11 protein-coding genes are annotated in these 12,047 nt (G+C 65.6%); 9 read left to right on the top strand and 2 right to left on the bottom strand.

Annotated elements, in window-relative coordinates; all coding sequences use genetic code 11:
* Window positions 1-37 precede the first annotated feature (37 nt).
* Window positions 38-1,459: an MFS transporter gene (locus QCE48_RS20970; RefSeq protein ID WP_309783891.1), complete on the bottom strand. Its 1,422-nt coding sequence runs from the start codon at window positions 1,457-1,459 to the stop codon at window positions 38-40.
* 180 nt (window positions 1,460-1,639) lie between these two features.
* Between QCE48_RS20970 and QCE48_RS20965 the strand changes: the two genes are divergently transcribed.
* Window positions 1,640-2,320 carry a hypothetical protein gene (locus tag QCE48_RS20965; RefSeq protein ID WP_309783890.1) on the top strand — a complete coding sequence of 227 codons (681 nt, stop codon included), beginning with the start codon at window positions 1,640-1,642 and terminating at the stop codon, window positions 2,318-2,320.
* 30 nt (window positions 2,321-2,350) lie between these two features.
* Here the strand turns inward: QCE48_RS20965 and QCE48_RS20960 are convergent, their stop codons facing one another.
* Window positions 2,351-3,193, bottom strand: a complete 843-nt coding sequence (locus QCE48_RS20960) for a DMT family transporter (RefSeq protein WP_309783889.1) — start codon at window positions 3,191-3,193, stop codon at window positions 2,351-2,353.
* A 102-nt stretch (window positions 3,194-3,295) separates the two neighbouring features.
* Here QCE48_RS20960 and gcvA point away from each other — a divergent pair, with 102 nt between their 5' ends.
* The 8 genes from gcvA (at window position 3,296) to QCE48_RS20920 (ending at window position 11,940) form a co-directional block, all read left to right on the top strand.
* On the top strand, window positions 3,296-4,222 hold the full coding sequence (gene gcvA, locus QCE48_RS20955) for a transcriptional regulator GcvA (RefSeq protein ID WP_309783888.1): 927 nt from the start codon (window positions 3,296-3,298) through the stop codon (window positions 4,220-4,222).
* Window positions 4,223-4,303: 81 nt separating this feature from the next.
* Complete coding sequence (locus tag QCE48_RS20950; protein WP_309783887.1) at window positions 4,304-4,753, top strand: hypothetical protein; 450 nt, start codon at window positions 4,304-4,306, stop codon at window positions 4,751-4,753.
* A gap of 141 nt (window positions 4,754-4,894) precedes the next feature.
* Entirely contained in the window at window positions 4,895-5,908 is a 1,014-nt protein-coding gene (gene deoC / locus QCE48_RS20945) for a deoxyribose-phosphate aldolase (RefSeq protein WP_309783886.1), read from the top strand.
* A 43-nt stretch (window positions 5,909-5,951) separates the two neighbouring features.
* Window positions 5,952-8,348 (top strand): aldehyde dehydrogenase family protein, encoded by a 2,397-nt coding sequence (locus QCE48_RS20940; RefSeq protein ID WP_309783885.1) that lies wholly within the window; start codon window positions 5,952-5,954, stop codon window positions 8,346-8,348.
* Between the two features lie 63 nt (window positions 8,349-8,411).
* Complete coding sequence (locus QCE48_RS20935) at window positions 8,412-8,882, top strand: RbsD/FucU family protein (RefSeq protein WP_087631393.1); 471 nt, start codon at window positions 8,412-8,414, stop codon at window positions 8,880-8,882.
* On the top strand, window positions 8,879-9,829 hold the full coding sequence (gene rbsK / locus QCE48_RS20930; protein WP_309783884.1) for a ribokinase: 951 nt from the start codon (window positions 8,879-8,881) through the stop codon (window positions 9,827-9,829). Before QCE48_RS20935 ends, rbsK begins: the two co-directional genes overlap by 4 nt.
* 3 nt (window positions 9,830-9,832) lie before the next feature.
* Window positions 9,833-10,876: an ABC transporter permease gene (locus QCE48_RS20925; RefSeq protein WP_309783883.1), complete on the top strand. Its 1,044-nt coding sequence runs from the start codon at window positions 9,833-9,835 to the stop codon at window positions 10,874-10,876.
* A 59-nt stretch (window positions 10,877-10,935) separates the two neighbouring features.
* The gene (locus tag QCE48_RS20920; RefSeq protein WP_309783882.1) at window positions 10,936-11,940 is read left to right on the top strand and encodes an autoinducer 2 ABC transporter substrate-binding protein; all 1,005 of its coding nucleotides are present in this window, start codon (window positions 10,936-10,938) and stop codon (window positions 11,938-11,940) included.
* Window positions 11,941-12,047 lie beyond the last annotated feature (107 nt).

The following is a 12,047-nucleotide window of genomic DNA, read 5'->3' as shown; positions in this document are numbered from 1 at the left end:
CGCCCGTCGCAGTTTGCCCGGAAACCGACGCTACGCGTCATCGCGATGCGTTGCTCAACTTGTGTCCGGCATCGCCCGCGAGCTTCACGTAGCCGTAGATCGACACGAGCGTGAGCACGCCCGCGCCGAGAAAGGCGAGACGAAAGTCGTCGAGTGTGAAGACGTGCGCGTGCGTGGCGGCGTTGTCGTGGAAGGCCGACGCCGCGCGCAACGCGAGCGCGCCGAACGCGATGCCAAGTCCGATGCTCATCTGCGCCGCCGCGTTCCACATCGTGTTGGCGGCGCTCATCTGCGGCTGCGGCACGTCCGCGTAGGCGAGCGTCGCGAGCGACGAAAACTGCATCGAGCGGGTCACGCCGTAGACGAACACCACGAAGAGCGTGAGCGCGAGCGGCGCTGCGGGCGTGAGCAGGCCGCACGCAATCGTGAAGACGCCGCAGATGGCGCAGTTGATGATCACCACGTTGCGGAAGCCGTGCCGCCTCAGGATGGCGGTCGTCAGCGCCTTCATGCCGAGATTGCCGAGCGCGCTCGCGAGCAGCAGCAGTCCCGAATGAAACGCGGACAACCCGAAGCCGATCTGGAACAAGAGCGGCATCAGATAAGGCACCGCGCCGATGCCGATGCGCGTGAACGTGCCCGTGATCACCGTCACGGAAAACGTCGGGATTCGAAGCGTCGTCACGTCGATGAGCGGATGCGGGCGCCGCAGCGCGTGCTGGTAGGCGAGCACGCCGATCGCGAGACCCGCGGCGATGACGGCGAGCCCGATCCACGGATTGGTGTCTGGCTGGCTCGCCATGTCCGCGCCGTAGAGGATCGCGGTGAGCGTCAGGCCGCTCAGCACGAGCCCGCCGACGTCGAACGGGCGGCGCTCTTCGCTACGCAGATTCGGCACCCATTTGAGCACCGCGATCAGCACGGCGAAACACACCGGCAGGTTCAACAGGAAGATCCAGCGCCACGACGCATAAGTGGTGATGAAGCCGCCGATCGGCGGGCCGACCACGGGTGCGACGATGCCGGGCCAGGTGATCGTCGAGATGGCCTGCATCAGTTGCTTCTTGTCGATGCTGCGCACCACGGTCAGGCGGCCGACCGGCACCATCAGCGCGCCGCCGATGCCTTGCAACACCCGCGCCGCCGTGAACTGCACCACGTCCTGCGAAATGCCGCACAGGAGCGACGCCAGCGTGAACGTCACGATCGCGGTGAAGAACACGCTGCGCGAGCCGAAGCGGTCGGCGACCCAGCCGCTCGCGGGAATGAAGATGGCGAGCGCGATCATGTACGCGCTCATGCCGAGGCTCAACGCGTTCGGGCTCGTGCCGAACGAACGGGCCATCTGCGGCAGCGCGGTCGCGATGATGGTGGTGTCGAGGTACTCCATGAAGAAGGTCGCGGCCACCACGTAGGGAAGCGGGCCGAGCGAGGCGGAACGGGCGGTCGGATCTTTCATGCTCTGACTGAAGGCGATGACGTGCGAAGGGTGGGACGCATGCTACCAGCATTGCCTCTTACGCCGCTCGGCGTGCACCGTCGCGTATTCCACACACTATGGCCTCGGATCGCGTCACTTTTTTCAGAGGAATAGCGAAAATCCTTATACTTTCTGCTCCCACAGCTCTGAGGACGAATCATGTGGCAGACGCAGTGGCACGAGATGCCGGTTTTCCTGAAGCAGATCGACTGGCCGAGCTGGCTCGCGATCGTTGGTGTGTCGAGCGCCGTCAGCGCTTTCGTCGTCCTGGCGATGCAAAGCCTGCGCGACCGGTTTGCGCATCGGCGTGAATGTCGCGACGCCGCGCTGGAAATCGCCGTCTCGCTCGAAAGCTACGCGCGCGCGTGCCGGGCGATGATGCACCGCGCGGACTGGGCGCTCGCCGAAGTCAGCCGCACGGGCAGCCGCGACGCGCTGAAGAGCGTCATGCTGCCGGCCTTCCTGTTCCCCGAGCGCGTGCAATGGCGACGGCTCGGCCACAAGAGCGTATCCGAATTGCGCGACTTTCCGGCGCGCGTCCACGCGGGCAGGGAAGACCTGGCTTCGTTCGCTGAGTTCGGCGATCCGCTCGCGACCGGCGAGGAAGTGGGCCTGGAAAGCGCGAAGGCCGCACGAGATGCGCTGGCGCTCGCACGGACGACGCGCAAGAAGCACGGTTGTGTGCCGTGGCGTCCGGGTGCGAAGGACGCCGATCTCAGCCGCGAACTGGTCAACTACATTTCGAGCGCGGAAGAAAAGCGACAGACGCATCGCGATCGCCCCGCGTCCGGTTTTTCCCCCGCGCACGCGCCGACGCTCAAGTCCGTGGCGCTCGAATAGCCGCTTCTGGCGGACGCGCCGTGTCGTTGGTCAAAGTCCCAGACAAATCGCTCCGCCCGCGACCACCACGCACGACAGCCAGCGTTTTTTGCTGACGGCTTCCCGCAGAAACACCCGTCCGATCAGCACCGCAAACACGACGCTCGTCTCCCGCAACGCCGACACCGTGCCCATCGCGCCCGATTGCATCGCCCAGATCACGATGCCGTAGGCCGCGATCGACACCAGTCCGCCGGCGAGCGACGAAACGATCGACATCGGCGCGGCGCGTATCGGCGTCAACAATGCGTCGATGCCGCGCATCGCGATGAAAAGCACCGGCATCAGCCAATAGAACATGAACATCCACGCGGTGTAGGCGAGCGCGTGGCCGCTCATCGCGCGCACGCCGATGCCGTCGATCACGGTATAGACGGCGATCGTCGCGCCGACCGTCAATGCGGCTAGCGCGCCCGAACGCGACACGGACCCGCCTTCGAGCGCAAGCGAAATGATGCCGCCCGAAATCATCGCGATGCCGAGCGCGTGCAGCGGCCCGATCGCTTCGTGCGCAAAGAGCGCCGCGCCGAGCGCGACGAGCAGCGGCGAGGAGCCGCGCGCGATCGGATAGGCCTGCGCGAGATCGCCGCGTCGATACGCGCGCACAAGGCTCACGTTGTAGACGATATGCACGAGCCCCGACGCGATGATGCACGGCCAGGCGGCGTCGGGCGGCCACGGCACGAATCCGACGACGACCGTGGATACCACCGCGATAGCGATGCTCATCCACGTCATCGAGAGGAAGCGGTCGCGGTTGCCGTGCAGCATCGCGTTCCAGCTTGCGTGAAGCAGCGCGGCAAAAAGGACGAGACCGCCGGTATAGCTGAGCATGCGTATCAAGGTTAGGGAAGAACGAAAGGAAAGCTTAGCTATCTTGTAGTGCGTTGGCAAACCAGATAAATTGGGGCGTTCACGATAGAAAAACTCCTGCGAATGCAACGACCTCTGCCGCCGCTCAACGCCCTGCGCGCTTTCGAGGCCGCCGGACGCCTCGGCAGTTTCAAGCACGCGGCAGCCGAATTGCACGTGACTCACGGCGCGGTGAGTCAGCATGTGCGTTTGCTCGAAGCGTGGCTCGGCGCGCCGTTGTTCGAACGGCACAACCGGCGCGTGTCGCTCACCCCGGCGGCGCGGGCTTATCTGGAAGAGATCGGCCCGCTGTTCGGGCGACTAGCGCAGGCCACCGCGCGTTACGGCTTGCCGGCGACGGTCTCGCGAACGCTGTCGGTGAACGCGCCCGCGACGTTCACGTTGCGCTGGCTGGTGCCGAGACTTGCGCGTTTTAACGCAGCGCACCCCGGCGTCGACGTGAACGTTCAGACATCGAACGAGTCGGTCGAGCGTCTCACGGATGCCTGCGACCTCGTCATCCGTGGCGGTCCGGACACGTTTTACGGTTATTCGATGCGGCCGTTCCTGTCCGAAGAGCGGCTTCCGGTGTGCAGCCCGGCGCTTCTGCGGTGCGTGCCGCTCACGCAACCCGACGACATCCGCCGGCACACGTTGCTGCACACATCGAGTCTTCCGCGGCTCTGGCCGGACTGGCTCGCGAAGGCATCGATGCCCGCGTTCCGGCCCGCTGCGGTACTGACCTTCGACCACTTTTATCTGACGCTTCAAGCCGCCATCGACGGACTGGGCGTCGCGATGGGACCCACTGCGCTCGTCGCCGACGATCTTGCCGCCGGCCGGCTGGTCGCGCCGCTCGACGGTCCTCGTCTGCCGTCGCGCAGCTATTGCACTTACGTGCCGGACGACAAAGCCACGAACGAACTGGTCGCGGTGTTCCGCGCATGGCTCGAAGGCGAGGGAACGCGCTCGCAGACGGCTTCGTCCGCGCACGATGAACACGACGCCTAGGCGACGTAACGTGCGTCGGATTCATTGCAAGTTGCGTGCAACCGGTCAATGATGAGGGATGTCTTTGCAGAGGGAGTGACCGTGAATACCAAGCAGGGTAAAAAGGTGCACCTCGAGGCTGCCGCATCGCATCACGAGCAAGCTGCGCGATTTCATCGTGAGGCGTCGCAATATTACGAGGCAGGCAGTAATCAGGATCACGCCGCGCATCAGGCGGTGTTGGCGCAGGGCCATGCCCTTCATGCCATCGACGAAGCTAATGTCGCCGTCAAACATGCGGGCGCTGCTTCAGCGCCGGCCGGATCGGGTGAAAGCAACCTGACGGCCGCGCAACACCATGCGGCGGCGTCGGAGCTGCATGTGCAGGCGGCACAACATCTGCGACGCGCGGTGAAACTCTTCGAGACTGACCGCAGCGCGGTCGCTCATGAGACGCAACTCGGATTCACTCTTGCGCTACGGGCGATAGCGCACGGCAACGAAGCGGCCAAGCAACATGTCACGATGCTGCGGGAAAAGGGCACGTCCTGACGGCCGTCGAGAACCACTTATTTGCAACGTGGCCCCGGAAGCCTCCGCATTTTCCCTATGTTACGATCGTAACAACGATGTTATAAACTGAGATCAATCTATCAAAAAGGTGTTGTGCGTCGCACAAGCCTAAACGATCTCATGCTCGATGCTGCTTCGAAATCCGTTCTCGCGTGGCCCGGCTCAAGCCGGCCGCATCCGGAAACGCTCACGCGCAATCCCGGCGTTCCGTTCGACCTCGCATGGCTCGACGGCTTGCGCGTGAATCAGTCGGCCGTGGCCCGGCGCGCCTCGACGCTCGGCACGCGCCGCGCGGTCAAGAAAGACGCGCAGGCCGCGTGGCTGCTCAAGGCCATCACCTGCATCGACCTCACGACGCTCAACGGCGACGACACCACCGCGCGCGTCGAACGCCTGTGCGCGAAAGCACGCCGTCCGTTGCGCGACGACCTGCTCGAGGCGCTCGGCATGGCGCCCGGCTCGATCAAGACCGGCGCCGTGTGCGTCTATCACCGTTTCGTGAAGGCGGCGGTCCACGCGCTCGAAGGCAGCGGCATTCCGGTCGCGGCGGTATCGACGGGCTTTCCCGCCGGGCTCATTCCGCATCCGCTGAAGTTGCGCGAAATCGAGGCGTCGGTGGCGGACGGCGCCGCCGAAATCGACATCGTCGTGACGCGTGAACACGTTCTGACCGGCAACTGGCAGGCGCTTTACGACGAGATGCGCGACTTCCGCGCGGCGTGCGGCGACGCGCACGTAAAGGCGATTCTCGCGACCGGCGACATCCGCACGCTGTCGAACGTGGCGAAGGCGTCGATGGTCTGCATGATGGCCGGCGCCGATTTCATCAAGACCTCGACGGGCAAGGAAGGCGTCAACGCGACACTCGACGTCTCGCTCGTGATGGTGCGCATGATCCGCGAGTACCTCGCGCGCACGGGCGCGGCGATCGGCTTCAAGCCGGCGGGCGGCGTATCGACGGCGAAGTCGGTGCTCGAATACCAGATCCTCATGAAGGAAGAACTCGGGCGCGACTGGCTCGAAGCGGACCTGTTCCGCATCGGTGCGTCGAGCCTGCTCTCCGACATCGAGCGCCAGCTCGAACATCACGTGAGCGGCCGCTACTCGGCGTTCAACCGTCATCCCGTCGCGTGAGCACGCGCCTTTTCTCGACTCGTCGATTCAACCAGACCTCCTCATGAGCGTAGCCGAATACTTTTCTTCGATGGAATACGGACCCGCACCGGAAGACGATCGCGCCGCGCGCGCATGGCTCGATCAGCATGCGAGCGGCTTCGGCCATTTCATCGGCGGCGCGTGGCGCGCGCCTTGTGCAGCCGATCAGGCCGAGCGCTTCGAATCGCGCGAGCCGGCAACGGGCCGCGTGCTCGCATCGATCGCACAGGGCGACAGCGCCGATGTCGCCGCCGCGGTCGAGGCCGCGCATGGCGCGCTCGCCGCATGGCAGGCGCTCGGCGGCCCGGGCCGCGCGCGTCATCTATATGCGCTCGCGCGCATGGTGCAGCGTCACAGCCGGCTTTTCGCGGTGGTCGAATCGCTCGACAACGGCAAGCCGATCCGCGAGACGCGCGACATCGATATTCCCCTTGTTTCGCGGCACTTTTATCATCACGCGGGCTGGGCGCAGTTGCAGGAGCGCGAGTTCGCCGACTGGGCGCCGCTCGGCGTGATCGGCCAGATCGTGCCGTGGAATTTTCCGCTGCTGATGCTGGCCTGGAAGATCGCGCCCGCGCTCGCGATGGGCAATTGCGTGGTGCTCAAGCCCGCCGAATACACGCCGCTCACGGCGCTCCTGTTCGCCGAACTCGCGACGCGCGCGGGTTTGCCAGCGGGCGTGCTGAACGTCGTGACGGGCGACGGCCGCACGGGCGCGGCGCTCGTCGAGCACCGTCAGGTCGCGAAGATCGCGTTCACCGGATCGACGGAAGTTGGTCGGCAGATTCGCGTCGCGACGGCGGGATCGGGCAAGTCGCTCACGCTCGAACTCGGCGGCAAGTCGCCGTTCATCGTCTTCGATGACGCCGATCTCGACAGCGCTGTCGAAGGCGTCGTCGATGCGATCTGGTTCAATCAGGGGCAAGTGTGCTGCGCCGGCTCGCGGCTGCTCGTGCAGGAAGGCATCGAGGCGCGCTTCGTCGAGAAGCTCAAGCGCCGCATGGAAACGCTGCGCGTCGGGCCGTCGCTCGACAAGGGCATCGACATGAGCGCGATCGTCGATACCGTGCAGCTCGAACGCATCCGCGCGCTGGTCGCGCTCGGCGAAAGCGAAGGCTGTGCGATCCATCAGCCGGCGAGTCTCAGGTTGCCCGAAGGCGGCGCGTTCTTCCCGCCGACGCTCGTCACCAACGTCGCGCCCGCATCGACGCTCGCGCAAGAAGAGATCTTCGGCCCGGTGCTCGTGACGATGAGCTTTCGCACGCCCGAAGAAGCGGTCGCGCTCGCGAACAACACGCGCTACGGGCTCGCGGCCAGCGTATGGAGCGAAAACATCAGCCGGGCGCTCGACGTCGCGCCGCGTTTGCAGTGCGGCGTCGTGTGGATCAACGCGACCAATCTCTTCGACGCGGCTGTCGGCTTCGGCGGCTATCGCGAATCGGGTTTCGGGCGCGAAGGCGGACGCGAGGGAATCTACGAATATTTGCAGCCGCGCGCGTGGAGCAGACTTCCGGTTCGCAAGACGGCCGACGCGCGCACCAACGAAACGCAAGCGTCATCCGATGCGAACGTGAGCGCGCTCGACCGCACCGCGAAGCTCTTCATCGGCGGCAAGCAGGCGCGTCCGGACAGCGGCTATTCGCGGCTCGTGCATGCGCCTTCCGGCGCGATCGTCGGCGAAGTGGGCGAAGGCAATCGCAAAGACATTCGCAATGCGGTCGCCGCGGCGCGCGGCGCGCAAAAGTGGTCGAGCGCGAGCGCGCACAACCGCGCGCAGGTGCTGTATTACCTTGCCGAGAACCTCTCGGCGCGCTCGGCGGAATTCGTGCGCCAGCTCGTCACGCGCACGGGCGCGAGCGAACGCGATGCCGCGCGCGAAGTCGAAGCGTCGATCACGCGTCTTTTCACTTACGGCGCGTGGGCCGACAAGTTCGATGGCGCGGTGCATGCGCCGCCGTTGCAAGGCGTCGCGCTCGCGATGCACGAGCCGCTTGGCGTGATCGGCGTGGTGTGTCCGGATGAAGCGCCGCTGCTCGGTTTCGTGTCGCTCGTCGCACCGGCGCTCGCGCTCGGCAATCGCGTGGTGGCCGTCCCGAGCGAAACCTGCCCGCTGATGGCGACGGATTTCTATCAGGTCGTCGAGACCTCGGACGTGCCGGGCGGCGCGCTCAATATCGTCACGGGCGAGTCGCTCGCGCTTGCGAAGACGCTCGCGCAGCACGACGATGTCGACGCGTTGTGGTGCTTCAACGGCGCTGAATTTTCGTCGATGGCGGAGCGCGAATCGGTCGGCAACCTGAAGCGCACTTTCGTGGACCGCGGCCGCGCGTTCGACTGGCACGATGCCGCGAGCGAAGGCCTGCCGTTCCTGCGCCAGGCAGTGCAGGTGAAGAACATCTGGGTGCCGTACGGGGACTGAAACCCAATCAACTCAAGGGCGAAGACTTCACGACGAAGCACGCCCATGCATGGAGGAGACGCTGTGCTGAAGAACATCGATCCGCTGTTGAACGCCGACATCCTGCACGCGTTGTGCGCGATGGGTCACGGCGACGAAGTCGTGATCTGCGATGCCAATTTCCCCGCCGATTCGGTCGCGCGCCAGACCGTGCTCGGCAAGCTGCTGCGCATCGACGGCGCGAGCGCGCCGCGTGCGATTCGTGCCGTGCTCTCGGTGATGCCGCTCGATTCGTTCGTCGATCATCCGGCCGAGCGCATGGAAGTGGTCGGCGATGCCAGTGCGCTGCCCGCCGTTCAACGCGAAGCGCAGCGCGAAGTCGACGATGCCGAAGGCCGCGCGATGCCGTTCGCCTCCGTCGAGCGCTTCGCATTCTACGAACGCGCGAAGCAAGCCTATTGCGTGATCGCGACGGGCGAAGCGCGCGGCTATGGCTGCTTCATCTTCAAGAAGGGCGTCGAACTCGCGCCGGACGCGCCGGAGTCCGCACAATGAGCCGTCGCAGCGTAGTGATCCTCGGCATCTACGTGACGGACCTCGCGTTTCGCGCCGAGCGCATGCCGCTGATCGGCGAGACGATTCCCGGCTCCGCCTTCGCGATGGGGCCGGGCGGCAAGGGCTCGAACCAGGCGGTGGCGGCGGCGCGCGCGGGGGCGGACGTGATCTTCTGCACGCGCATCGGCGCCGACGCGTTCGGCGAGATCGCGCAATCGACCTGGCGCGCCGAAGGCATCACGTCGCGCGCGACGGTGCTGGATGACGTGTCGACGGGCGCAGCGCACATCTTCGTCGACGAGCATACCGGCGGCAACGCGATCATCGTCGCGGCCGGCGCGGCGGGCACGCTGTGTCCCGCGGACGTCGAGGCGATCGAGTCCGATATCGCCGACGCGGCGGTGTTCGTCACGCAGCTCGAACAGCCGATCCCGGCCGCGCGGCGCGGCCTCGAACTCGCGCGCAAGCATGAGGTCACGACCGTGTTCAATCCGGCGCCCGCCTTGCCGCTGCCCGCCGACATCTATCCGCTTTGCGACTACATCACGCCGAACGAAACCGAAGCGACGGCGCTGACGGGCATCGCGATCGCGTCGGTCGACGATGCGCGCCGGGCCGCCGATGCGCTGCTCGCGAAAGGCGCGCGCGCGGTGATCGTGACGCTCGGCGAGCAGGGCGCGCTGCTGCATTCGGCGCACGAATCGGTGCTGGTGCCTGCATTTGACTGCGGCCGGGTGGTGGAAACGGCCGGTGCCGGCGATGGCTTCACCGGCGGGTTCGCGGCGGCGCTTGCGCGCGGCGAATCCGCGCTCGACGCGGTGCGCTTCGGCTGCGCGCTCGCGAGCCTTTCGGTGACGCGCGCGGGCACGGCCCCTTCGATGCCGGCGCTCGCCGAGATCGACGCGGTGCTCGCCGAGCGCGGAACCGTCGCTGCGAACGGAGGCTGAGCGATGAAAGCGTCGAAGTGGCTCGCCGATCGCCAGCTCAACTTTCTGGTCGGCGTGAACCTGCTCGTCGTGATCGCGGCGACCTGGCTCTCGAACGGCCAGTTTCTCGACATCGACAACCTTCAGTCGATGGGCGGACAGTTGCCCGAACTGGGTCTGCTCGCGCTCGGCATCATGCTTTCGATGGTGTCGGGCAACGGCGGCATCGACTTATCGGGCGTGGGGCTCGCGAACCTGTCCGGCATGGTCGCCGCAATGATATTGCCGAAGCTCGTCGTCGCCGACGATTCGCCCGCGCTCTACACCGCCGTTTTTACGGGCGTGGTGCTCATCGTCGGCTTGCTCGGCGGTCTGCTCAACGGCGTCGTGATCGCGCGCTTGAGGCTCACGCCGATCCTCTGCACGCTCGGCACGCAACTGCTCTTCACGGGCATCGCGGTGGTGTTGAGCAACGGCGCGTCGGTGCGGGTCGAGTACGTCGATCCGCTCTCGAACATCGGCAACGGCACCTTCCTGCAAGTGCCGATCTCGCTCTGGATCTTCATCGCGGCCGTGCTCGTGCTCGGCTGGGTGCTCAAGCGCACGCCGTTCGGGCTGCGCCTCTACCTGATGGGCACGAACCCGAAAGCGGCGTTCTACGCGGGCATTCCGCGCGCCCGCATGCTGATCGTGACCTACGGCATCTGCGGCGTGCTCGCCTCGCTTGCGGGACTCATCAGCGCGGCACACACATCGAGCGCGAAGTGGGACTACGGCAACTCGTATCTGCTGATCGCGATCCTGATCGCCGTCATGGGCGGCGTGAATCCCGCAGGCGGCTATGGACGCATCGTCTGCGTGCTCCTCGCCGCGACCGTGTTGCAGTTCCTGTCGAGCCTCTTTAACCTGCTCGGCGTCTCGCAGTTTTTCGGCGACTGCGCATGGGGCTTCCTGCTGCTCGCTTCGCTCGCCTTCGCAGGCGGCGAGCGCGTGCGTGCGATCTTCGGTATCGGCGGCGCCGCGCCTACGCCCAAAGTGCCGCCGCCGCCCGCATCGACGGGACGCTAGTTCTTCCTCTGCATCTTCATCACATTTGCAGCACATTCGAACCATAAAGGAGACATCGCATGAAACTCAAACGACTCGGAACCGCGCTCACCGCGATTGCACTCGCCGCTGGCGCGATTGCCGCCGCACAGGCCGCGACCAACGAAACCATCGTGACCGTGGTGAAGGTGACCGGCATCAACTGGTTCAATCGCATGGACGACGGCGTGAAGGAATTCGGCAAGGAAAATCCGGGCGTGACCGTCTATCAGACCGGCCCGGGACGCGCAGATGCCGCGCAGCAATTGAAGATCATCGAAGATCTGATCGCCAAGAAGGTCACGGCGATCGCGGTCGTTCCCTACGATCCGCCGACGCTCGAACCTGCGCTCAAGAAGGCGATGGATCGCGGCATCAAGGTCGTGACGCACGAAGCCGACAACGCGAAGAACACGATGGTCGACCTCGAAGCGTTCGATAACACCGCCTATGGCGCGGGCCTGAACGAACGCCTTGCCAAATGCATGAACTCGCAGGGCAAGTGGGCCGTGCTGGTGGGGTCGCTTGGCAGCCGCTCGCAGGTGCAGTGGGCCGACGGCGGCATCGGCAACGCGAAACAGAAGTACCCGAAGATGGACCTCGTCGAGCCGAAGCTCGAAACGAATAACGATGGCGAGCGCGCGTATCAGGTCGCGAAGGAAGTGCTGCGCAAGCACCCGGACCTCACGGGCTTCCAGGGATCGTCGTCGCTGGATGTGATCGGCATCGGCCGCGCGGTGGAAGAGGCGGGCAAGGTCGGCAAGATCTGCGTGTACGGCACGGGTCTCCCGACCGAAGCGGGCAAGTTCCTCGAAAGCGGCGCGATCAATGGCATCGCGTTCTGGGATCCGAAACTCGCCGGCCTCGCGATGAACAAGGTGGCGAAGATGCTGGTGGACGGCAAGACGGTCGCCGACGGTGCCGATCTCGGCGTGCCGGGCTACACGAAGGTCACCGTCAGCAAGGGTCCGGGCAAGGGCGTGATCGTGCGCGGAACGGGCTGGGTCGATGTCGACAAGTCGAACTACAAGCAGTATCCGTTCTGATGCGCAGGCGGGGGGGGGGGGGGGGGGGGGGGGGTGGGGCGGGGGGGGGGGGGGCCCCCCACAAAAACAACCAGAAAAAAAAGAAACCCACAGGACAGCCGACCAAC

The organism is Caballeronia sp. LZ024 (assembly GCF_031451455.1).
Taxonomy (GTDB): Bacteria; Pseudomonadota; Gammaproteobacteria; order Burkholderiales; family Burkholderiaceae; genus Caballeronia; species Caballeronia telluris.
This window is presented reverse-complemented; position numbering and strand designations above follow the sequence as displayed.